This is a genomic window from Halomonas sp. MS1 (assembly GCF_024182575.1).
Classification (GTDB): Bacteria; Pseudomonadota; Gammaproteobacteria; order Pseudomonadales; family Halomonadaceae; genus Vreelandella.
The window spans coordinates 2,134,913-2,157,486 of record NZ_CP098926.1; the positions used below are offsets into that span (position 1 = coordinate 2,134,913).

General features: G+C 54.5%; 23 protein-coding genes. 12 read left to right on the forward strand and 11 right to left on the reverse strand.

Annotation, left to right across the window (positions count from 1 at the left end; genetic code table 11):
* Nucleotides 1–119 precede the first annotated feature (119 nt).
* Nucleotides 120–1,586, forward strand: a complete 1,467-nt coding sequence (locus NF683_RS09685; protein ID WP_089039262.1) for a cytochrome P450 — start codon at nucleotides 120–122, stop codon at nucleotides 1,584–1,586.
* Nucleotides 1,587–1,666: 80 nt separating this feature from the next.
* Here the strand turns inward: NF683_RS09685 and NF683_RS09690 are convergent, their stop codons facing one another.
* Together NF683_RS09690 and NF683_RS09695 are read right to left on the reverse strand one after the other, a co-directional pair.
* Nucleotides 1,667–4,213, reverse strand: a complete 2,547-nt coding sequence (locus NF683_RS09690; protein WP_253921804.1) for a heavy metal translocating P-type ATPase — start codon at nucleotides 4,211–4,213, stop codon at nucleotides 1,667–1,669.
* Nucleotides 4,180–4,623: a MerR family transcriptional regulator gene (locus NF683_RS09695; RefSeq protein ID WP_089040913.1), complete on the reverse strand. Its 444-nt coding sequence runs from the start codon at nucleotides 4,621–4,623 to the stop codon at nucleotides 4,180–4,182. Before NF683_RS09695 ends, NF683_RS09690 begins: the two co-directional genes overlap by 34 nt.
* Nucleotides 4,624–4,899: 276 nt before the next feature.
* Between NF683_RS09695 and NF683_RS09700 the strand changes: the two genes are divergently transcribed.
* From NF683_RS09700 to lysS, 3 genes are all read left to right on the forward strand, one after another.
* Nucleotides 4,900–6,246, forward strand: a complete 1,347-nt coding sequence (locus NF683_RS09700) for an OmpP1/FadL family transporter (RefSeq protein WP_253921805.1) — start codon at nucleotides 4,900–4,902, stop codon at nucleotides 6,244–6,246.
* Between the two features lie 233 nt (nucleotides 6,247–6,479).
* Nucleotides 6,480–7,578 (forward strand): peptide chain release factor 2 gene (prfB, locus tag NF683_RS09705; RefSeq protein WP_125745374.1). Its coding sequence is split into 2 segments (ribosomal slippage): nucleotides 6,480–6,554 and nucleotides 6,556–7,578, totalling 1,098 coding nucleotides; the frame shifts between segments, so codons are not numbered across the junction.
* Nucleotides 7,579–7,613: 35 nt separating this feature from the next.
* A complete protein-coding gene (lysS, locus tag NF683_RS09710; protein WP_089039258.1) occupies nucleotides 7,614–9,128 on the forward strand; it encodes a lysine--tRNA ligase in 1,515 nt (504 codons plus the stop codon).
* Between the two features lie 12 nt (nucleotides 9,129–9,140).
* Here lysS and NF683_RS09715 read toward each other — a convergent pair whose 3' ends face one another.
* From NF683_RS09715 to NF683_RS09745, 7 genes are all read right to left on the reverse strand, one after another.
* Nucleotides 9,141–10,328 (reverse strand): glutathionylspermidine synthase family protein, encoded by a 1,188-nt coding sequence (locus NF683_RS09715; protein ID WP_253921806.1) that lies wholly within the window; start codon nucleotides 10,326–10,328, stop codon nucleotides 9,141–9,143.
* A gap of 62 nt (nucleotides 10,329–10,390) precedes the next feature.
* Nucleotides 10,391–10,996 carry a DUF1190 domain-containing protein gene (locus NF683_RS09720; protein WP_089039256.1) on the reverse strand — a complete coding sequence of 202 codons (606 nt, stop codon included), beginning with the start codon at nucleotides 10,994–10,996 and terminating at the stop codon, nucleotides 10,391–10,393.
* A 12-nt stretch (nucleotides 10,997–11,008) separates the two neighbouring features.
* Nucleotides 11,009–11,431, reverse strand: a complete 423-nt coding sequence (locus NF683_RS09725) for a DUF350 domain-containing protein (RefSeq protein WP_009724104.1) — start codon at nucleotides 11,429–11,431, stop codon at nucleotides 11,009–11,011.
* A 102-nt stretch (nucleotides 11,432–11,533) separates the two neighbouring features.
* Nucleotides 11,534–12,277 carry a DUF2491 family protein gene (locus NF683_RS09730; protein WP_253921807.1) on the reverse strand — a complete coding sequence of 248 codons (744 nt, stop codon included), beginning with the start codon at nucleotides 12,275–12,277 and terminating at the stop codon, nucleotides 11,534–11,536.
* A gap of 30 nt (nucleotides 12,278–12,307) precedes the next feature.
* The gene (locus NF683_RS09735; protein WP_253921808.1) at nucleotides 12,308–13,354 is read right to left on the reverse strand and encodes an ion channel; all 1,047 of its coding nucleotides are present in this window, start codon (nucleotides 13,352–13,354) and stop codon (nucleotides 12,308–12,310) included.
* Between the two features lie 45 nt (nucleotides 13,355–13,399).
* Nucleotides 13,400–14,095, reverse strand: a complete 696-nt coding sequence (locus NF683_RS09740) for a PspA/IM30 family protein (RefSeq protein ID WP_038481028.1) — start codon at nucleotides 14,093–14,095, stop codon at nucleotides 13,400–13,402.
* A gap of 121 nt (nucleotides 14,096–14,216) precedes the next feature.
* Complete coding sequence (locus tag NF683_RS09745) at nucleotides 14,217–14,624, reverse strand: DUF2170 family protein (RefSeq protein WP_253921809.1); 408 nt, start codon at nucleotides 14,622–14,624, stop codon at nucleotides 14,217–14,219.
* A gap of 193 nt (nucleotides 14,625–14,817) precedes the next feature.
* Here NF683_RS09745 and NF683_RS09750 point away from each other — a divergent pair, with 193 nt between their 5' ends.
* The 5 genes from NF683_RS09750 to NF683_RS09770 all read left to right on the forward strand — a co-directional run bounded on the left by NF683_RS09750 (nucleotide 14,818) and on the right by NF683_RS09770 (nucleotide 18,372).
* Nucleotides 14,818–15,204, forward strand: coding sequence for a hypothetical protein (locus NF683_RS09750; RefSeq protein WP_089039251.1), 387 nt, complete (start codon nucleotides 14,818–14,820; stop codon nucleotides 15,202–15,204).
* Nucleotides 15,205–15,292: 88 nt separating this feature from the next.
* On the forward strand, nucleotides 15,293–16,696 hold the full coding sequence (locus NF683_RS09755; protein WP_253921810.1) for an MFS transporter: 1,404 nt from the start codon (nucleotides 15,293–15,295) through the stop codon (nucleotides 16,694–16,696).
* A gap of 43 nt (nucleotides 16,697–16,739) precedes the next feature.
* Nucleotides 16,740–17,048, forward strand: coding sequence for a BolA family protein (locus NF683_RS09760; RefSeq protein ID WP_038481041.1), 309 nt, complete (start codon nucleotides 16,740–16,742; stop codon nucleotides 17,046–17,048).
* On the forward strand, nucleotides 17,045–17,902 hold the full coding sequence (locus NF683_RS09765) for a hypothetical protein (RefSeq protein WP_253921811.1): 858 nt from the start codon (nucleotides 17,045–17,047) through the stop codon (nucleotides 17,900–17,902). Before NF683_RS09760 ends, NF683_RS09765 begins: the two co-directional genes overlap by 4 nt.
* Entirely contained in the window at nucleotides 17,899–18,372 is a 474-nt protein-coding gene (locus NF683_RS09770; RefSeq protein ID WP_253921812.1) for a GNAT family N-acetyltransferase, read from the forward strand. Before NF683_RS09765 ends, NF683_RS09770 begins: the two co-directional genes overlap by 4 nt.
* On the opposite strand, the gene zapB is transcribed toward NF683_RS09770, so the two are convergent.
* Both zapB and rsmD read right to left on the reverse strand, forming a co-directional pair.
* Nucleotides 18,369–18,563 (reverse strand): cell division protein ZapB, encoded by a 195-nt coding sequence (zapB, locus tag NF683_RS09775; protein WP_038481051.1) that lies wholly within the window; start codon nucleotides 18,561–18,563, stop codon nucleotides 18,369–18,371. The two genes, NF683_RS09770 and zapB, sit on opposite strands and share 4 nt — an antisense overlap.
* Nucleotides 18,564–18,670: 107 nt before the next feature.
* On the reverse strand, nucleotides 18,671–19,297 hold the full coding sequence (rsmD, locus tag NF683_RS09780; protein ID WP_253921813.1) for a 16S rRNA (guanine(966)-N(2))-methyltransferase RsmD: 627 nt from the start codon (nucleotides 19,295–19,297) through the stop codon (nucleotides 18,671–18,673).
* Between the two features lie 90 nt (nucleotides 19,298–19,387).
* Between rsmD and ftsY the strand changes: the two genes are divergently transcribed.
* From ftsY to ftsX, 3 genes are read left to right on the forward strand one after another with little or no spacing between them, the layout of a single operon-like run.
* Nucleotides 19,388–20,815 (forward strand): signal recognition particle-docking protein FtsY, encoded by a 1,428-nt coding sequence (ftsY, locus tag NF683_RS09785; protein ID WP_253921814.1) that lies wholly within the window; start codon nucleotides 19,388–19,390, stop codon nucleotides 20,813–20,815.
* Nucleotides 20,812–21,480 (forward strand): cell division ATP-binding protein FtsE, encoded by a 669-nt coding sequence (gene ftsE, locus NF683_RS09790; protein WP_089039244.1) that lies wholly within the window; start codon nucleotides 20,812–20,814, stop codon nucleotides 21,478–21,480. Before ftsY ends, ftsE begins: the two co-directional genes overlap by 4 nt.
* Nucleotides 21,477–22,517 (forward strand): permease-like cell division protein FtsX, encoded by a 1,041-nt coding sequence (gene ftsX / locus NF683_RS09795; protein WP_089039243.1) that lies wholly within the window; start codon nucleotides 21,477–21,479, stop codon nucleotides 22,515–22,517. The genes ftsE and ftsX overlap by 4 nt, the downstream gene beginning before the upstream one ends.
* Nucleotides 22,518–22,574: the final 57 nt, after the last annotated feature.

Consider the following 22,574-nt stretch of genomic DNA (forward strand, 5'->3'; position numbering starts at 1 on the left):
ACCGTCGATGCGCCAAGCCGGCTGTTCCTGTTAAGGTAGACGTCGTTAAATTTAGTTAAAAAGTATGTCCCGCGAATAAGAGTCGGCTTCCAAACATATAAATAGTAGGGCAGGGGACAATGCATCACGATAGTGTTTTATACAAAGCGGTAACAACACAAAGTGCGAATGATCATCAGAGGCTTCCTGAGGCGTTGAACCGGGCTAAGGGCTTGGAACCTCCGGTCAAGGTGACGCCTGTTTCATCCAGTAAAGGTATTGTGCATCGCTTGCGTTTGGCGCAGCACAATTTGCTGTCGGTCTGGCGGGAGGAAGATTACTCAATACGCACCTCGCGCATGGCGCTGATGAAGCAAGACTATGTTCTGTGTAATAGCCCCGATACGGTTCGTCGCGTTTTTCTTGAGCAGCACGACAACTATGATCGTAAAAGTCCGCAAATGCGCCGTGCTCTGGAACCGCTGCTTGATGATGGGTTGTTTGTCAGCGATGGTGATTTGTGGCGCCAGCGCCGACGTCAGTGCGCGCCATCGCTAACCAACGCTTTGTTACCTGGCTTCTGTACCACCATGACCGCCTCGGCGGAGGAGACTGCCAAGCGATGGGCCCAGCATCCCTCAGATGCGCCTATTGATATGCTGACTGAGATGGCGCATTTAACAGCGCGCATCATTGGCCGAACGATTTTTGGGGATGACACCACCGACGAAGAAGCCGAGCAGGTGGTGGCTGGTTTTACCGAATATCAGCGTCATTCTGAGCATTTAGATATGGCCAATATGCTGGGATTGCCATTTTTAAGTTTGCTAGGTAATCCACTACGAAGAGCGCGTACGCGCTATTCAGCAAAGCAAGTGCATGAAATTATTGACCGTATTATTGATCGCCATACGCACAGGTCAGGACAAGGACAGCATAGCCTGATTGAGAGCTTTATGACGTCTATGAAAGATGGCGAAGATAGTGGCTGTCCGATGGGCCGAAAAGCGGTGCGTAATGAAGCGATTGTTATGTTTATGGCAGGGCATGAAACGACGGCTAATGCATTAGCGTGGTGCTGGTACCTGCTTGATTATGATCCTCAGGCTATGGCGCGCCTGCAGCATGAGCTTGATGACGTGCTCGGTGGTAGAACACCCTGCTATGAAGATGTCGCTAAGCTGCCTTATACAATGGCGGTATTTGAGGAAGCCATGCGGCTATATCCGCCGGTACCCATGCTGAGCCGACAAGCGCGTGGGGAGGATAAGGTACGCAATCGCGATGTGCGGGAAGGAACCGTGTTACTCGTATCTCCTTGGTTGCTGCACCGGCACCGTAAATTGTGGGAGGCGCCCGATCACTTTGTTCCAGAGCGTTTTCTTCCCGAGGCTCCACGTCCAGACAAATTTGCTTATCTACCCTTTAGCGTGGGGCCACGTGTTTGTCTCGGAAAACGCTTTGGGCTTTATGAAGGTGTTCTCTGCTTGGCAACATTGGCACAACATTTCACGCCTAAACTAGTGAAAGGCCACCAAGTGAGCATTGAATGTCGACTGACATTACGCCCACAAGGCGGCCTACCAATGATGCTACAGCCACGTTGAAATTACTTATCAGGCGCTAAGCCAAAACCACCATACGATAGCGGCGATAAGACCGATTCCTGCCAGGTTGATCAATAGGCTCATAAGGCCTCCTGTTGGGCGGGTTTCCAAAGCCGTAAGCGGTTGGCGTTGCTCACCACGGTGATTGACGATAGCGACATGGCCGCACCAGCAATGATGGGTGACAGCAGCATGCCGGTGAAGGGGTAAAGCACGCCCGCAGCAATCGGGATGCACAGTACGTTATAGCCAAAGGCCCCGACTAGGTTCTGCTTGATGTTGGTGAGCGTCGCCCGGCTTAATTCGATAGCAGTAGCCACACCATGTAGCGAACCGCGCATCAAGGTAATCCCAGCGCTCTCCATCGCGATGTCGGTGCCCTGGCCGATGGCAAAGCCAACGTTGGCACGTGCCAGTGCTGGGGCATCATTGATGCCATCACCCGCCATGCCTACGACCTCTCCTGCCTGCTGACGACGCTCAATTTCCGCGTGTTTATCATCTGGCGTCATGCCAGCTCTAAACTCGCTAATGCCCACTTCTCGTGCCACGGCGGCCGCGGTGTGTTGATTATCTCCAGTAAGCATGACGACGGTTAAGCCATCTTCTTGTAAGCGTTTCACTGCGGCAGCCGCGTCAGCACGCAGCGGGTCACTGATGCCGAATAGAGCGGCTAGCTTGCCATTGGCTGCCAGGTATACCAATGAGCGTGCTTTCGCCTCTAGCTGGCGTACGCTCTCTTCGGCAGGGGTTAGGTCCACGCCAGCCTCTTCAAGTAGGCGAGCATTGCCCAGCAGCAGTGAGTCGCCTGCTTGGGTGCTACCTTTCACGCCGCCACCGGTGACGCTATCAAACGTATCCAGTGTTTCAGAAGGGGCATTATGCGCTTCTGCATAAGCCGTTAGTGCATTGGCTAACGGATGTTCCGAACGGCTTTCCAAAGCGGCTACCCAAGCGAGCACTTGCGAGGAATCACTATGTAGCACAGTCGCATCGGTCACTTGAGGCTTGCCCTCAGTCAATGTACCGGTTTTGTCCACCACTAAGGTGGTGATTTGGCTGGCGGTCTGTAGCGCTTCACCACTTCTTACCAATACACCGTGCTCGGCGGCTTTACCTACCCCAATCATGGTGGAAATCGGTGTTGCCAGCCCTAATGCGCAGGGGCAGGCGATAATCAGCACCGTGGTGGCGGCCACCAGCATATGGATCATCACGGGAGCGGGGCCGATGTTAAACCAGATTAGCGCGGTTAGTACGGCGATGATCATCACGCTGGGAACAAAAATTCCCGATACCTTATCGGCCAATTCGCCAATTGGCGGACGAGAGTTTTGAGCGCTGGCGACCTGTTCGGTTATGCGTCCCAGGCGAGTGTCGCTGCCCACACGAGTGGCGCGATAGACCAAGCTGCCATTGCCGTTAACAGTCCCTGCGCTGACATCGTCATCCGCGTTTTTATGAACGGGTAACGGTTCACCGGTCAGCATGGATTCATCAATATAGCTTTGACCATCGAGTACGATGCCATCCACTGGCAGTCGTTCGCCGGGTCGTACGCGGATATGATCGTCTATCGCTACGTCGTCAACAGGCAACTCCTGTTCTTGGCCATTACGGATCACGCGGGCTGTTTTCTCCTGCAGGTCTAGCAAGCGTTTTAATGCACTGCTGGTGCGTCCGCGGGCACGCAGCTCCATGGCATTGCCGAGCAGGATGAGCCCCACCACCATGGCCGATGCTTCAAAGTAGATGCCCTGAGCGACCTCGGGCAGCCAAGGAGCAAACACCACGACCATCATCGAATACAGCCAGGCGGTACCGGTGCCCATGGCCACGAGCGTGTCCATATTGGCCTGGTGGAGCTTGAACTGTTTCCAAGCGTTGGTAAAAAAGTGCCGCCCTGGAAATGCCAAAATAGCCAGGGTAAGCAGGCCAATGACCAGCCAATAAAGACGGCCCATCCCCATGGGGTGTGGGTGGTAAACAAACATGCTCAGCATGAGCGGAATGGCCAGCGCTAATGACAGCATGCTGCCGCGCAGGCGCTGGCGATAGGTTGCGGCCTCTTGGGACTCACGAATGCGTTCGGCCTCGCGCATGTCGACAATGGGCTCGGCGCTATAGCCTGCTGCCGCCACAGCGTTAATCAGAGCCTCGCGCTCAACCTTGCCGGTTACTTGGGCGGTATGGGTGCCAAAGTTCACCGAGGCATCGGTAACGCCCGGGGTGTTGGCCAACGCTTTTTCGACGCTATTCACACAGCCTGCGCAGGTCATGCCACTAATCAACAGCCTCTGCTGAGGCGCGCTGGTGAGCGTCTCATTTTCAGCCGCCTGTTTGTCGTTACCTTTATCGACCGTTGGCGCAGGATCACTTTCTGTCGGTGGTTGAGTCTCGCCGCTAGGGGCACTCGGCGGATAACCCGCTTCACTTAACGTGCTATCCAGCGCATCGTTTTCTAACGTACTGGTAACTTCCAAGCGTTTTTCTGCGGGAAAGCCTTCTACGTAGGCGTTAGGATCAACGGCTTGAACCGCCTCGCGCATGCGCTTAACGCAGCCCTGGCAGGTCATGCCCGGCACGCTGCGACTCAGTGTTTGTGGCTGCAGGGTGTGTGACTGCATGGTGCCTCCTCGGGAAAACTCTCAATTAAACGACATAGGCTATGACCGTCTGGCATGCCATTGGGCATGTGCTGCCAGCTCTCTAAAGCCTGTTCCATGCGCTGGGCGAGCGCTTCAAGCTCGGCAATGCGTGCGCGGATTTGTGGTAGTCGGTGGGTAAGCAGATCGCGCACCAATGGACATGGGGAGTCGCCTTGATCGGCGTGAGCCAGGATGTCGCGAATCTCTGCCACACTAAAACCGAGCTTGCGTGCTCGTTGAATAAAGTGCAGTCGCTCTAAGTCAGTGGTTGAAAATAACTGATAACCGTTCTCAGGGTGGCGTGTTGGTGCCAGCAACCCCTCACGGGTGTAATGACGAACCGTTTCTGCGGTAACGCTACCGCGTTTGGCAAGTTCGCCGACCTTCATCGTTCCAGGCTGCATAACGTCCTCATGCGTGGAAGTTGTGATGTTTTTTTAGTGTAAAACCTATGGGTAACACACAGGTCAAGCGATATTGAGGCCTTCAGTCGAAATGACTAAAACACTGATTTAAAACAACCGTTCGACTAATGTATAAGTCAAAACTGGAATAAAACGCTCGTTTGCCCTTGATCCCAAGCGGTCATTGGGCGAAAACTGAGGTGTTAGAACAAATAAGGTGGATGGAAGTATCCATCGGATCATCGGGAAGAGAGGCCCACTATGCATAATAAATTTAAAAAGCTCACCTTGGCGGCCGCAGTAGCATCAGTCGCTTTTGCCAGTCAGGCGCAAGCAGGCGGTTATCAAATCAATGAGCAGAGCGTCAGCGGACAGGGGTATGGTCATGCAGGACGTAGCTCAAATGTGCATGATGCAACTATTGTGTACGGCAACCCGGCGGGTATGTCGTTTCTTGACCGTGCTCAAATTACGGTAGGTGGCACATTCCTAAACGTAAATAGCGACATTTCTAATGTCCGTGCCTCACAGAGTAGCCCCGCTTTCCTGCAGGCGACAGGAGGCGCGACAGATACGTTGCCAGTGGCAGGCTCTAACGATGGTGATATGGTGCCAGGCACATTGGTTCCCTTCGCCTTTTATGCACACCCTGTTAACGAGCAACTGGCATTCGGTTTTGGCGTCTACGCGCCATTTGGTTCTAAAACCGAATATGAAAATGATTTTCAGGGGCGTAACCAGGGCAACTACACCGAAGTAAAAGTGATGACGGCTCAGCCGACGGTCTCTTATCGCTTCAACGAGCAGTGGTCTGTTGGTGCGGGTCTTACCTATAACCGCGTAGAAGGCGAACTTCGCCGTCAGGTGCCAGTGGCAACACCGCTGGGCCTTTCTGAAGTGGATTCACGTGTAGAAGGTGATGATGAGGCCTGGGGCTATAACTTGGGTGTCATCTATCAGCCGGTACCTGAAACTACCCTTGGTTTAACGTACCGTTCAAAAGTAGATTTCAATCTAGAAGGCAGTTTTGCAGCGAACTCACCTGTACTGGATCAGCTAGGGATCGGCACAGTAACGGATACGGCCGCGTTGGATTTAACAACGCCTGAAACAGTCAACTTCTCGCTGACTCAGGAAATGAGCGACAAGCTGAAGCTGATGTTCGGTGTTTCCTGGGCACGCTGGAGCCGCTTTGACCAGATTTTGGTCACCGGTACTGAGCGTGGTGAGATTACCAACGAACAGCAGAACTACTCTAATGCGTGGGCGTTCTCTACCGGTGGCGAGTATCAGTTAACGCCAACGCTAGCACTGCGTGCCGGGGTAGCACTCGACTTTACACCCACCCAGGATGCCACGCGCAGCGTGCGTATTCCTTCTGACGACCGCCGTATTTTCTCGATTGGCGCAGGCTGGAGCCCGACGCCAGACCTGACCTTGGACGTTGCCTACTCGTACCTTACCGAGCGCAGCACCCATGTTGATCAAACCAAAACCGACAGCTTCACCGTGGCAGGGCAGCAAACACCACCGATTACCTCTAACTACTCGGCCGACTACAAAAACGAAGCCCATGGCTTCGGTGCTCAGCTTACCTATCGCTTCTGATCATAAGCTGACTGTTTGACTCGCTTTACCTATAAACCCGGCGTAAGCCGGGTTTTTTGCATGGCGATCGTTTTTCAGGGTGGGTGCGGTAAGCGTTGGCTTTCGTTACAATGCGTCTCAGAATTTCGCCGCTGGGGCGGCTAGCGTTGGCATTTTTAAGCCTAGGCGCTTAGCTGCCCCAGCGGCGCCTGTCTCTTTTGAACCGTGCGATACTGACCAAGGCTAGGCGATCCATGTTGGAAACTAACCCGATTCATAACCAGATCAAGGACCTGTCTGAGCGGACAGACGTTCTTAGGGGGTATCTTTGACTATGCCGAACGCAAAGATCGGCTAGAAGAAGTCTCCCGCGAACTTGAAGACCCTAATGTCTGGAATGATCCAGACTATGCCCAGAAACTGGGTAAAGAGCGCGCCTCGCTTGAAGCGATTGTCGCCACCATCGATGAGCTTGATCAGGGCCTGGCTGACAGCCGTGACCTGCTTGAACTCGCTGAGATGGAAGAGGATGAAGGCACCGTTGATGAGGTGCGCAAAGAGCTCGATGGTCTGCAAGTGGCACTGGAGAAGCTTGAGTTTCGTCGCATGTTTTCCGGTGAAATGGATGAGAACAACGCTTATCTGGATATTCAGTCGGGGTCGGGCGGTACCGAAGCTCAAGACTGGGCGAATATCCTGCTGCGTATGTACTTACGCTGGGCAGAGAGCCACGGTTTCAAAGCAGAGATTATCGAAATTTCTGCTGGCGAAGTAGCAGGCATTAAATCGGCGTCGCTGCATATTCAAGGTGACTACGCCTTCGGATGGTTGCGCACCGAAACAGGTGTTCACCGTTTAGTACGTAAAAGCCCATTTGATTCCGGCGGCCGTCGTCATACGTCGTTTGCATCGGTGTTTCTGTCGCCGGAAATTGACGACAGCTTTGAGGTTGAAATTAATCCCTCTGATCTGCGCGTAGATACCTACCGCTCCAGCGGTGCAGGTGGTCAGCACGTTAACACCACCGACTCAGCGGTGAGGATTACCCACGAGCCCAGCGGTATCGTGGTGGCATGTCAGAATCAGCGCAGCCAGCACGCCAACCGCGACTTCGCCATGAAGCAGTTGAAGGCCAAGTTGTGGGAACACGAAATGCAAAAGCGCAATGCGGCCAAGCAGGAAGCGGAAGACTCTAAAGCCGATATCGGCTGGGGTAGCCAAATTCGCTCATATGTACTGGACGATCAGCGCATCAAAGACCTGCGCACTGGCGTTCAGTCTAGTAACTGCGACAAAGTGCTCGACGGCGATTTAGACCAGTTTATCGTCGCTAGCCTAAAGCAGGGTTTGTAATTTTTTTAGCGTTTGAACATTGAACAGGGTGCCCGATGGCTAACCAAGACGCGTCTTCTCTCGATAACGAAAACCACCTAATCGCTGAGCGCCGTGCCAAGCTCGCGGCTCGCCGTGAGCGCGCCGCTGAGCAAGGTAAGAGCGCTTTCCCGAACGATTTTCGCCGTGACAGCCTCACGGTTGAGCTACACGACTTGCTGGGCGAAAAGGATAAAGCGGAGCTTGAAACGCTTGATCATCAAGCGTCGGTGGCTGGTCGCGTCATGCGTAAGCGTGGCCCGTTTATCGTGATTCAAGATGTGGCTGGCCAAATCCAGCTCTACGTGGATAAAAAGGGCTTGCCTGCTGATGTGCTTGAGGACATTAAAGGGTGGGATATCGGTGATATCGTCGCTGCCCGTGGCCCAGTACACAAATCGGGTAAGGGCGACCTGTACGTGATGATGGTAGAAGCGCAGCTGTTGACCAAGAGCCTGCGTCCGCTGCCGGACAAGTTCCACGGCCTGACCGATCAGGAAGCGCGTTATCGCCAGCGCTACGTAGACCTGATCATGAACCCGCAGTCGCGTAAGGTATTTGAAACTCGCGCGGCGGTAATCAGCTCCATGCGCCGCTTCTTTGAAGCTCGCGGCTTTATGGAAGTTGAAACGCCGATGCTGCAGCCGATCCCCGGCGGTGCGGCAGCGCGGCCGTTTATTACTCACCACAATGCGCTGGATATTGATATGTACCTGCGTATTGCACCGGAGCTTTACCTCAAGCGTCTGGTGGTGGGTGGTTTCGAGAAGGTTTTTGAAATCAACCGTAATTTCCGTAACGAAGGGTTATCTACACGACATAATCCTGAGTTCACCATGGTCGAATTCTATTGGGCCTACGCGGATTATCGTGACCTGCTCGATATGACCGAAGCCATGCTGCGCACGGCGGCCCAAGAAGTGCTGGGCACCACGACGATCGAGTACCAAGGCGCTAGCTATGACTTCGGGAAGCCGTTCCAACGCCTAACACTACGCCAAGCGATTCTTGATCATGGCGACGGCATCACCGATGCGGATTTGGATACGCTGGAAGCCGCACAAGCGGTTGCAGAAAAGCTGGGCATTAAAGTGAAGGAGAGCTGGGGGCTGGGTAAAGTTCAGACCGAGATCTTCGAAGAGGTGGCTGAGCACAAGCTGGACCAGCCGACATTTATTACTGAATACCCCGCAGAAGTTAGCCCGCTGGCGCGTCGTAACGATGCTAATCCTTTCGTTACCGACCGTTTTGAGTTCTTTGTCGGTGGCCGAGAAATTGCCAACGGCTTCTCAGAGCTTAATGACGCCGAAGATCAGGCTGAACGCTTCCGCGAACAGGCCGCCGAGAAAGATGCCGGTGACCTGGAGGCGATGTATTTTGACGCTGATTACGTGCGCGCGTTGGAGTATGGCTTGCCGCCAACGGCGGGTGAGGGAATTGGCATTGACCGTTTAGTGATGCTGTTTACCGATAGCCCCTCTATTCGGGACGTACTGCTGTTCCCAGCGATGCGCCCCGAAGCCAGCGAGTAACGCTGACAAGCTCTAGACAATAGCGTGCGGTACGAAGCAGCTGGAGTCTTTGGTGATTTTGCCAACGTCTTCACGAATACCAATGCCGCACGCCTTGTCACCGACTACCCAACTGCCGATCAGGGCATGCCGTTCGCCAAAGCGCGGCAATGGGTGGTAGGCCTGCAAAATACGCGGGTTGTCGGTATAGGGGCCATCAACGGCTTCGTACTGGCCACTCGTGGTTATCAGCTCAATATTGCTACCTTCCCGAGAGAAAAATGGTTTGCGCACCCAGCCGGGTGTCAGCGACGTGCCATCACTAGTGTCAAAATACGCCGGTAACAGGTTGGGATGGCCTTCATGCCACTGCCAGAGCAACGGCAGGATGCCCTTATTGCTGAGGATGGCTTTCCACGGAGGCTCGAACCAGTGGGTTTGCATCATGGGCAGCAGCTCACCGAAAGCGTCATCGCTCATTTCTTCCCACGGGTAGAGCTTAAACAATGCACGGATGGGCCGGTTTTCCAGATCAACAAAACAGCCGTGGTCGGTGTTGGGTTGATAGCCGATATCTTCGATATGGATAAAGGGAGCATTCAGCCCTGCCTGTAGGGCACAGTCCTGCAGGTAAGCAACCGTAGCACGATCTTCTTCATGGGCTTTGATGGAGGCGAAGTGCAGTGCCGGAGAGGCTGAGCCGTTGCGTTCAAGGCGCTGCCCGATATGGGCGAGGGCAGCAATCATGCGTTCCTGGATCGAATTGAATTGGTCGGCGTGGGCAGGCAGCAGGCGCTGTTCGATCACCTGTTCAAGCCATAGCCACTGAAAGAAGCCCGCCTCGTAAATACTGGTGGGGGTATCGTAGTTAAGCTCTAGCAGTTTGGCAGGCCCATTACCGCTATAGGCAAAATCCATCCGCCCATAGAGGTGGGGCTGGCCATTACGCCAGGAGGCACGAATAACGCCCCACATCTGCTCTGGAATATTTAACTGGTGTAGCAGGGCATCAGACTGGCAGGCCCGATCAACGGCATCCATACACATCTCGTGTAGCGCCTCGGTGGGATCTTCAATGTCCTGTTCGATCTGGGCCAGCGTGAACTGGTAGTAGGCATCCTCGGTCCAGTAGGGCTCCCCTTCAATGGTATGAAAGTGAAACCCTAGCTGGTGCGCCAGTTCGCGCCATTGAGGGCGTTCAGTAATGGCAACGCGCAACATAAAACGGCTCCTTGCTGGCGCAGCTGAGTGCGTCGAAAGATAGTAACCGAACGGCGCTTAGCTTAGGAGCCAAATCCACCCCGTGCGCTGGAGCGCGAACCGAACCCAGAGCGTTGAGTTGCCCGTTGGTTGGACTGCATAACCGATGAGCGGAAGGCCTTGTTACGTTGGTCCACCCGTGAAGAAGCCGAAGACGACGCAGCGTTCCAGTCGCCGCGATTCTGGCGGGTACGGTAGACCGGCTCTTGATACAGGCTTTGTACCCGCGCGCCATTGCGGTTGGCCATCATATTGCCAACCATATAGCCCATCAGCGCGGGACCAAACCAACTGCCACCTTGCCCCTGTTGAGCTGATTGGGGAGGGGGCTCACAGGCACCTTCGCCATGTACCTGTTCGCAAGCTTCTAAGGAGTCAAAGCGCGGAACCGCTTCAACGGCTGCCGTAAACGCCGCTTCACAGGCGGTACGCGTGTAAAGCTCGTCTGCTACGCACTCGTCTATGTTTTGGTAGGCCTTAGGTTCGGAGAAGTTGATGTCCGATAGAGTGTCCTGCGGCGGAGATGATTGCCCACAGCCGGCTAACGCGGCTGTACCGGCCGCGCCCATCAAGGCCAGGGTTAGCCGAGAACTGCGCTTGCGGCGCGGTGGCTGGTTAGATGATTGCATGAAAGTCTCCCCTTACCAGATCATGGACGCGGCGTTGAGCAGGCCAACCGCGATAGCGATAGTTGCCGCGAAAATGCCGTATGCGACGTGGCCATCGGTAATATGTCCAGAAAGGCTCTGCCCTTTGCTTTTCAACACCAGCTTGATGGCAAAGAAGGTAACGATCTGCACGATAAAGGCGATAATGCCCCAGGCGATAAAATCAATGAAACTCACGCTGTTCGCCATAGCGCTGTAGAGCGGTATGGTAAAGCCTAAGGTAGCGCCGCCAAAGGCGGTTGCCGCTGCGGCGTTACCTTCCTGGATCAGCTTCCATTCATGATGCGGGGTAATCTTGCTGTACGCGACCATGAACGCGACCAGCAGGATGGCGGCGGTGATCAGGTAGGCGAAAAACGCTGGCAGGCCTGCCAAGTACATACCGATATTGCCCATTATCGTTTCCTTTTTTAGTCGTCAATCGTGAGTGGTGAATTGTAAGCCGTATGTGGTGAGCATAAGTCGTGAATGGTGATCAGAGCGTCTTAACGGTGGCCATCAATGCGCTTCGATAATCACTGCGCTGATATCGATGCCCAGGCTGGTGACTAATTGATAACTGCCTTCCAGCTCATCGGCTTCAGCACTGAGTAGGATATATTCAAAGCGCTCTGAGGCCTGATCTTGGCGCTCATAGAGCATGCAGTGGTGCGTGACTTGGGAAATCCCGCTGCCATTAGCGCGAGTCACTGTTTCCTCGAGCACTACTGGGGCTGACCATGCGCTGCTTTCAGCGCCCCATACCCGTTGATAGCGTTTAAGGTCGTCTGGAATGTCGTCGCTTGCTTCCAGCGTAAAGCTGCTCTGGCCGAGTGGATGAGCGGGTGCCTGGCTATCCGGCTGGTTGATCAGACCATCAAATTCAAGATTAGAAACATGTTGTGACGACAGGAAATCGAACAGTTTGTATTCAAACACCTTGCCGTTAGCAATGGAGGCTTGAATCCAGGTGTCATTTTCCAGATAAAAGCGCGCGAGTTGTTCGCCCTGGCCGAGTTCGACGACGCCAATCGCGGCTATTTCCTGCGCTGCGCCACTCCAGCTTGCATCAAAATTCAGGCTGTCGAACGCTTTCAACGACAGCATATTGAGCGACACCATACCGCCAAGTCGAAGACCGTTGAAGTCGTCTGGGGTCATGCCGACGGGTAGGCCGCTAGAGCGTTGGGCGGTTTCGCTAGCATGCTTTTGCTGCACGCCTTTACTGTTGGCACGAAACAGTGATTTAAGTGAACCAAGCATGGTGATGAACCTCCATGGAACGGTGGGATATCATGCCAGCAGCGATGAAAAATGTGCCGACGTCAGACGCTCATAGGCCATGTAATACAGCACATCACCGTCGCTTAGCTCACGGGTGGAGGGCGGGTTGAGCATATTCGCCTCGCCACTAACGGAAGTAACGCCGAGCAGGGTGGCATTATGCGCTTCCTTGGCTAGGGCGAATAATTGGCCAAATGTGCTGCCTTTAGGAATATCTTGCAGCCGCGTTTGATATTGAGTGGCACCATGATTTACGGCGAGCAGCTCATTCACGACGCGACTAATGCCTGCATCGGTGGCTGAACGCACGAGCATTTCAAGTGCCAGGGCCTCGGTGCATTCGATGCCCGGCAATGTTCGGCGCAACATCGCGGCGGTATTAGGGTTTTCGCAGTGGGCAACGATATGGCAGCCAGGGGATTTCAGGCTGTAAGCGGAAAGCGCTACGGTGGCCACGCGTTCATCGCTGCCATCATAGATGATAATACGGCTGGCGTTTTCAACACCGGCGCGCTTGAGAAGCTCGATGTTGGCGAAGCTATCGCCCTTGACGAATTTTAGGTCGCCTGGACGAGGGTTATTGATATCTTTGGTGACGCATAGCACGATTTCATCGGGGAGCTGCCGATCAGCTTTGAGAATATCAATAATTTTTTCAGTGGTTTCTCCATGCCAGCCCAGCACTACCGTGTGGCCGGTAAGATCGCTGTAATCGCCTTTTCCTTGCATTTGCTGCCTCCAAAAGTTGCCTACCGTGACGGTTGCCTTGCCAATCAGGGCCGCAAATAGCGAAATACCGCCCGGGATCAGGTAAAACACAGCGATCAACTGCCCCGCGGTTGAGCTTGGTGAGAAGTCCCCATAGCCCACCGTGGAGGCTGTAACGACGTAAAAATACAGCCACAGCGGTAGTGAGTTGGCAACCTCTTCGCCGGAGAGCCCCATTAACATCCATGAGGTTGCCATATGTGCCAGCGCCAGCAACAGCAAGAATGTCCAGCTGACGTTAATCGTAGAGGCTTTAAGAACTTTCAGTAGCCGTTGTAGCACTGGCATGGCGTCAGTCTTCCTTGCGTTCAGACGGTAGTATTAACTTGGCACTCAGTTGCCAGCATTTTGCTTGGCTTTTAGGCGAGCCAGAACATCGCTTCCTGATGTTTGCTGTTTACCGATACCCGCCTGGGAAAGGCGTGCTTCCAAGTCAGCGCCGGAGTCTTGCGCTTGCATTGATTCACCGATCTTAAGCTTTTCAGCCTGTAGGGCTTGGCGCTCTTTAATACGTTCAAGAGAGGCAACGGCGCTGTTCATGCTAGCGTTTTGTCCAGCGTGTTGAGACGCGACAGCAGCCTGTGCTTTTTGCGCGGCTTCAGTGGCCTTGACGTGGGACATCTGCTGCTCAACGCGGCGAATTTCACTTTTCGATTTAGCGATGGTCGACTTCAGTGCTTCAATAGTGCCATCGTATTGGGTGACATTGGCCTGAGCGATTTCGCGCTCGCTTTCCAGGCGGGCAATTTCCCCAGCGACTTCTTCAGCTAAGCTCTGCTCGCCTTTTTCAAGCGCGGCCATGGCGCTTTTTTCATACTCGGCCATTTTATCCGACAGCGTATCCACTTCCTTGGCGGCAAGGTTGCGTCTGGCCATGATGGTCGTGAGTTCTTCATTGGCCCGGTTCATTGCTGTTTTAGCGTCACGCAGTTCCTGCTCCATGATACGAATCCCCTGACTATCGACAATCGCTTCGCCGGTTTCAGTGGCTTTGCCGCGCAGGGCGGTAAACATTTTGCGTAGTAACATCGGGTAACTCCTTCAATCGAACCAATCCGACGCTTGCGCGTGGGGCTTACAACAGGGTGATACTTAACAACAGGCGATACTTGGCTGGTGCCTGGATCACGTTAACTCGTGAGTATTTGAATCAACCGATTAAATCGGCAATTTCCAGTGCAGCCTGAGCGCAAGCTTCGACTTCAGCGCTGATGGCCTCAAGTTTGCAGTCTGCAAACAGTTGACCATAAACCACATAGTAATCTTCGCCACCCAAAGTGTGGATGCCAACACTGACTAGCGGTAGAGTCATGCCTAAGCGTAACAAAGCATCGTTGAAGGTATGGATATTCTCAACCGCGCTGGTGGGAGCCACTTCGGTCATCACCAACCACTCTTGCTCGCAATGCGTCAGGGTAACAGGTAAGTCGCCGTAGTCCTTGAGCGTAAACACCAGTGAATCGTTGTCTTGGTCGAGAGTGATGTCAGCGTTAGGCCAAGTCAGCTCGTTCTGTTCGACGCTGTGCTTAATCGCTTCAAGTCGTGTCTGTGTATTCATTGAGCGTATCCTAATGGTCTATCCGGCATAGGGCTGTACATAGGACTGTAACAGCCGTACCGGTGAGTGACGGTGTTGTCAGCTAAAAATTCTTCAGCATTTTACCGAATCAATCGATATTGCGTCTGCACCGATGGCAAACTAATCCGTTAGCACCCATAATGATCAACGTTTCGACGGCGAGGAGAATCCCATGAAACTGCTAAATCGCTCTGCCCTGAGCGTCAGGCCGACCCAGACCTTCGTGGACTGGATCAATGCGCTCGAACCCACCATGGGAGACGACGACCTGACCCTGGACGACGTCGAACGTGAAAGTACGGTATACCTTATCCCAGAGATGGATACCCCTGAAGCGCTGGAAACGTTTGTTCGCGAGCGCTATGTAGAGATCCTAGAGACCGAGCTGCGTGCTTGGGAAGAGGATGAGCGCCAATGGCCAGAAAAGCTTGACTGGTCACTGTTTCAAGACTTTTTACGCATTGAGCATAGCTACCTTGCGATTGACCTTGACGACGAAACCGCCCTCGAAATTTCAGAGGTTGATGACGCTCTTCTGCTCGACAATGAGCAAGACTAGCGCATTGCCGTCTTAATGTAAGCGTATTGTGGAACCGGCCCAGGCCGGTTTTATTGTTTTTAATGGTGCAGTTTAGGAACGAACCACCATGCGATTGTTTGAAACTCGGGCGGGTGACGATGGTTTGCCAGGGCCCGCGCGTGCGCTTGCCGTACTGGCACTCGTCACCGGGACGCTAATGGCGGTGGTCGACACCACCATGATTAATTTGGCACTCCCAACGATTGCCGCAGATCTTAATGTGCCTGCCTCCAGAGCGGTATGGATCACCAATTTATTCCAAGTGGTCTGCGCGGCGTTCTTATTAGTGTTCGCAGGCATAAGTGAGTTGATCACCCGCAGGCGGCTCTATTTATTTGGTTTGGCCACCTTCGTTTTCGCGGCGTTAGGGGCGGCGCTGTCGCGTAATCTAGAAACGTTACTGATATTCCGCGCCTTGCAGGGGCTGGGGGCCGCGGCCACGCTGTCCATCGGTCCGTCGCTGTATCGGGCAATTTTTCCGTCACGTCTATTGGGTAGCGCTTTAGGGCTTAGCGCGTTAGTGGTGGCCGGTGGCTATGCAGCCGGCCCAACGTTGAGCGGCGTCATCCTCTCGTTTGCCGACTGGCCCTGGTTGTTTGCGCTTAATGTTCCGCTTGGTGTGTGTTCGCTATGGCTGGCTAGTCGTGCGTTGCCGCGAGATAAGCCACGCCGGGGCAGCTTTGATGTGCTGGGTGCACTGCTGTCTATGCTGATGCTAGCCAGCTTCTTTCTCGCAATGGATGCAGTTGGCCATGCTGCACCGCTATGGCAAAGCGGTGGCTGGGCGGTGATAGCGGTGCTGGCTTGTGGGCTGTTTATTCGACGTCAGCGCTACGCACCTTATCCGCTGTTACCGCTGAGTATATTTGCTGAAAAACGCTTTACGCTGGCTGTTTCAGCGTCAGGGTTGGCCTTTATCGGTCAGGGGCTAACGTTTGTTGCGCTGTCGTTTTTTTATCAGGAGCAGATGGGATTCTCGCCACTGGAGACAGCTTGGTTGTTCACCCCTTGGCCGTTAGCGATTATGGTGGTTGGCCCTCTAGCGGGTCGTTTAGCTGACCGGATCAACCCGAGTCTTCTTTCAAGCGCAGGCTTGATACTGCTGATTATTGGGTTAGTGGCGCTTGCACTCGTGGATGAATCTACCGGCGTGGCAGGCAGCCTGTGGCGCACCGCCTTGTGTGGCATCGGGTTTGGTCTGTTTCAGCCACCTAACAACCGCGAAATGATGGGCAGTCTTCCGCCTGAGCGAAGCGCTAATGTCTCCGGCGTGATGAGCACTACCCGTACCGTTGGACAATCACTTGGGGTGGCATTGGTAGGGGCGGCCTTGGCGTTGGGTTCACCGGTACAGATAACCCTATGGCTGGGAGCTGGCACCACGCTGCTAGCGTTAGTGGCAAGCCTTTCCCGGGTGGCGTTAGCCCAGCGTGCTCTCATTGAGCGGCGGGCATCGTCTGTTAGCAAGTAAGGGCGTACAATAAATTGGTTGCTGATTGAAGGAGAAAGTACTCATGGCGATGCAGACACAGATTGAGCAGAAGTTAGCGGCGTTAACGCCCGACGTGCTGCACGTAGAAAATGAAAGCCACATGCACAATGTGCCGGCTAACGCTGAGACACACTTTAAAGTCACCCTGGTAAGCGATAGCTTCGATGGCATCATGCCGGTGAAGCGCCATCAGCAGATTTATGCGCTGCTCGCCGATGAGCTGTCTGGGCCCGTGCATGCCTTGGCGTTGCACCTGTACACCCCAAAAGAGTGGCAGACACGTGGCGGCGAGCGCCCGAATTCGCCTAACTGTCGGGGCGGCGGCCAGTGACGCCAGACGCTATTCGCCGGCAGTATTTGGATGCAATGGGTATAACAGCCTGGGCAGCCAAATATCAACTGCCTAACGCACGACCGACGGAGGCGTGCGAGTGGGAAGATGCGCCTGCTGTTACTCCGCCGCGAGAGCGCCTTCAAGCGCTATTGGACGATGCGCCTGCACCTCGCCCGCGTAATCAGTCACCGAAAGGCGATAGTGCTCCCGTTGCCACTGACACGGCATCTGCATCCTCTTCGGCCCCGGCGGCAGTGCGCGCGCTGCTGGGCCAACCGCCTGTTCCTGCCAGTAAGCCAGCCGACGCCCCCGTTGCTTCTACACTGGAAAATTCTACGCCGGATAAAAAGCCGGTTAGCAAAGTCGAGCCGCTTACGTTCAGCCTTTCCTGTATGTGTGTTGGTGGGCGCTGGTTAAGCCTTCATGAGGGGGAAATAACGCCTATTGAACAGCAACTGCTGGCTAATATGCTGCGGGCAGCAGGCGTGTTGAGCGGTGAAATGCCCGCGGTGACGTATTTTAAATGGCCGCCAATGGCCAACACGTTCACGCCGGAGGAGCCGCTGGAAGAAGCGCAAGACGGAGTAGCTGCCTTTATTGCTGGCGCGGCAGGTCGGCAGGGCTGGCAGTTGGAACGCCTGTTGTGGTGGGGAGCTGACGAACTAGCCGATGATTCCCCCTTAGCGCGGGTCATGGCTGTTAGCCAGCAACGCAGCCAAACGTTGTCGCTGCCCGTGTGGCAGGGCCCTGCGTTGAGGACACTTGTCGAACACGCGAGTGCCAAGCGTAAGCTTTGGCCTGCGCTGGTGTCGCTTGGTCAGCAGTGGCGTGCTGAGGTTGCCACCCAGTGATAAGCCCATTAAGCGTTGCTGATAGTGCTGCGTTACAGGCGTTAGAAGCGCAAGCTAACAGTGGCATAAGTTCGCGGCATCTCCATGACGCGCTAAACGACCCTAGTTCACAGGTGATTGGTTACTGGCAACAACCTGTACCAGTTGGCCAAGTGTCCGTTGGCGATATATTACTTGGTTATGCCATCGTAGTTCGTTTGCCATTTGAAGCGGAGCTTCAAGCGATTGGAGTGCTTCCACAGCAGCAGGGTCAGGGGATCGGTGGCAAGCTACTTGGCGAAGTGGTCGCCTGTGCTAGGCAGTGGCAAAGCGAGCGCTTACTGCTCGAAGTGCGGGCAAGTAACCAACGTGCGATAAAGCTCTATCAGCACTACGAGTTTAATGAAGATGGTCGGCGGCGAGATTACTACCCGGCTGCACGGGAGGCAGCCGGGAGAGAAGATGCGCTACTGATGTCGCGCTTGCTTTAAGACACGCTATCGCTTTCGATATCTTCAAATTTGCTGAGTACGCCCTGTAAGCGACGCTCCCACTCCTCACGTTCCTGCTTTAGCAGCGCGTTTTCACCACGCAGTTCTTCGTTTTCAAGCTTCATCAATTCCAACGCCTCAACGGTGTCGGTAATTTTCTGTTCCAACTGGTTAAATAACTCAAGGCTCATGCCTACCTCCAATAACGTCGACAGGCACACTACCTGTCATAACGGGGACAAAAACGTAATTCAGTTAGGCGAGCGTAACGCCGCTGCAAGATTGCGGCAAGCGCAGTTTACACGGGTTTACGAAGATAGAGGCGAGCCGCACTTTCGCCTGCCTGGGTTTCCCGATACAGCTGCCAGTTAGTGGGTATGTTTGGAGAGAGCGACTTTTCAGTTTCCAGGTAGATCATGGCATCGTCTGCAAGCCAGCCACCGGTTTCTAATGCTGAGCAGCAGGAATCGGCTAAGCCTTGATGAAACGGCGGATCAAGGAAGACAACATCCGCAGGCTGTTGGCAGGGTTGGTTGAGAAAAGCGAGTGCATCGGTAGATACCACTCGGCCATTACTGGCGCCAAGGGTGATAATATTTTCACTAATTAGCGCGGCTACCCGGGAATCGCGCTCGACAAGCGTAACGTTGCTGGCGCCGCGGGAAAGGGCCTCAAAGCCTAGCGCTCCCGTGCCTGCAAAGAGGTCCAGCACTTGTTTGCCAAACAGGTGTTGGCCTAGCCAGTTGAATAGGGTCTCACGCACGCGATCAGGGGTGGGGCGTAGCCCTGGGTGGTCGAGTACAGGCAGCTGACGGCGGCGAAAGTCGCCGCCGATGATGCGTAGCTTACCCGGCGGTTTGGCAGGCCCGCGCCGCGCTGTCGATGAGCGAGAAGTAGAGGGGCGAGAAGAGCGTTGTCGTTTCATAACGCGGATTGTAGCGGGCTACTTATCCAAAGTCTTGGTCTGCGGTGGTAGGATAATCGCAATGTTCACCTATTTAGTCGGATGACACCTATGTTCGGTTTTTTCAAACGTAAGAAAAAGCACGACTCCCAACAGGAGCAGCAAGATCAGCGGGCGCTGTCTCAGGAGGAGCATGGCGAAGTAGAGGTTACCAAAGAGCCAGCGCTAGAGCATGAAACAGAGCAGGCCTCGCCAACAGCGGAAGCTGTTGTGCAAGAAACGTCAGTGCCTGAAACCGTGCCAGCGGAACACGGTACATCCGTTGAAGAAACCGCTGAAAAGACACAAACAAGTGAGCTAGAACCAGCGCCTGAGCTAGCCTCTGTTCCAGAACCAGAACCAGAACCAGAACCAGAACCAGAACCAGAACCAGAACCAGAGCCAGAGCCAGAGCCAGAGCCAGAGCCAGAGCCAGAGCCAGAGCCAGAGCCAGAGCCAGAGCCAGAGCCAGAGCCAGAGCCAGAGCCAGAGCCGGCCACAATGCCTGCCCCTAAATCGGCCCTTCAAGAGAAGCCCGTGGCCGAAAAAGGCGAAAAGAGAGGCTGGTTCGCTCGTATTAAGTCAGGGCTAGGCAAAACCCGCGCCAACCTAACGGACGGTATTGCCGATCTGTTTTTAGGCAAAAAGCAGATTGATGATGAGCTGTTGGAAGACCTTGAGACCCAACTGCTGATGGCGGATGTAGGCATTGAAGCCACGAGTGAGATTATTGAGCGTCTTGAAGCGCGCGTTTCGCGCAAAGAACTGAATAACCCAGAAGCGCTTTATCGCGGGTTACAAGAAGAGCTGGCGTTGATGCTGGCGCCGGTAGCGACGCCGCTAAGTTTTGAAAAAGAGAGTGACGGGCCTTTTGTCATTCTCGTGGTAGGTGTTAATGGCGTAGGTAAAACAACAACTATCGGTAAGCTGACCCAGCGTTTTCAGCGTGAAGGTAAAAGCGTCATGCTCGCCGCAGGCGACACCTTCCGTGCAGCGGCGGTTGAGCAGCTTAAAGTGTGGGGCGAACGTAACAACGCGCCGGTGATTGCGCAGCACACGGGTGCTGATAGCGCTTCAGTGATTTACGACGCGGTGGCGGCTGCCAAATCACGTGGCGTGGATGTGTTGATTGCCGACACGGCAGGCCGGCTGCACAACAAGAGCCATCTGATGGAGGAGTTGAAAAAAGTCCATCGGGTCATGCAGAAGCTGGATGGCACTGCTCCTCATGAGGTGATGTTGGTGCTGGATGCGGGGACAGGGCAGAACGCCATTTCCCAGGCCAGCACATTTAACGACGCCGTGCCGATCAGTGGCATTACGCTGACTAAGCTGGACGGTACCGCCAAGGGTGGGATTATTTTCGCATTGGCGAAGCAGCTAAAAACACCGATTCGCTTTATTGGTGTAGGCGAAGGGCTGGATGATCTCCGCCCCTTTGAGGCAGATGACTTTGTTAACGCGCTGTTTGATCGGCAAGGGGATGATGGCCGCGCATGATCGCTTTTGAACATGTGGGTAAGCGCTATGGAGGGCGCTTTGAGGCGCTGGCACACCTAAACTTTCGCGTTGCAAGAGGCGAAATGGTGTTCCTGACCGGGCATTCTGGTGCTGGCAAAAGCTCGTTGCTGCGACTGATTATGCGCCTCGAAAAGCCTAGCCGAGGCCGAGTCGTGGTGGCTGGGCACGACATTGCCGAGCTCCACGCCAGCCAAGTGCCGTTTTACCGTCGTCAAATTGGCGTGGTGTTTCAAGATCACCAATTGCTGTTTGATCGCAGCGTGTTCCGCAATGTATCTCTGCCGCTAGAAATTCAGGGGGTAGAGCCACGCGAAACGGCGCGGCGCGTTCGTGCAGCATTGGATAAGGTCGGGCTTTTACACCGCGAAAAAGCGCTGCCGGTAGAGCTTTCCGGTGGTGAGCAGCAGCGAGTGGGCATTGCCCGCGCGGTGGTTAATAAGCCAGCTCTGCTGCTTGCTGATGAACCTACTGGTAACTTAGACCCACAGCTTTCTGCCGACATTATGGCGCTGTTTGAAGACTTCAATCGTATTGGCACCACCGTGATGGTTGCCAGTCACGACTTAGCGCTGATTGCGCGACTACGTCACCGCATTTTGCGTTTGCAGGATGGCCGTCTGGTGGCTGATGAGGGGGCCGTATGAAACGTGCCGCGACACCCCGTCCTATAGGCGCAGCGCCCAAGGGGAAACGACAAACGGCCAAAACTCCCAGTGAGCCACCCGCCGAGCGGCGTGGTGCACGTTCACAGCAAACACGTTTTAGCAGCCGCTTACGCGCCTGGGGACGCCATCATCGTGCAATGGCACTGGATAGCCTTTATCGCCTGGTACGTCATCCTGTGGGTAATTTGCTAACCATGCTGGCCATCGCCATTGCGTTAGTCTTGCCTGCGGCGCTTTGGTTAACCTTGGATAGCGCCAAGCTGCTAGACGCAGAACTGGATGAGAGTGCAACCCTCACCGTTTATTTGGAAACGACCGTAGACGCTGCACAGTCCGTTCGCATTGAAGAAGCGGTTATTGCGGACGAAGGCGTCGAAACGACGCGTCTCATTAGCGCCGAGCAAGGTATGGTTGAGTTTCAGCAGTCGCTGGGGATAGAAGACACCCTGGCAGGACTTGACGATAACCCACTGCCGGCCAGTATTGTGATTTATCCACACAGCGTTGAACCCGCCGCTATGGCACAACTGGCACAGCGCTTGGAAGCGTTCTCTGGGGTAGACGAGGTGCGCGTGGACTTGGCGTGGGTAGAACGTTTGCGTCATTTGGCGGATCTTGGCCGGCGGGTGGCGCTCGCGCTTGGGGTGCTGTTTGGCTGTGGTGTGCTGCTGGTGGTGGGCAACACTATCCGTCTTTCGGTTGAGAGCCGGCGACGAGAAATCGAAGTCGTGATGCTTATTGGCGCGACCCATGCCTTTGTCCGCCGACCCTTCCTCTATAGTGGAGCTTGGTACGGCGTGGGGGGCGGTCTGCTGGCGCTGGGATTGTTGGGATTTGGCAACCACTGGCTGTCGATGCCTGTTGCCGCCTTGGCGGCAAGCTACGGAGCGAACTTTGTGTTGCCGCAGTTAGATATGACAGGCTCTACAATTCTGCTATCTTGCAGTACACTACTGGGCTGGCTGGGAGCTTGGTTGGCTGTCACACGCCATCTCTCTAGCATACGCCCGCGTTGATTATGTTTGTTATGCGGTCAGTAGCGGGAATTTCCACCCCGTTTTGTGTCTTATGCA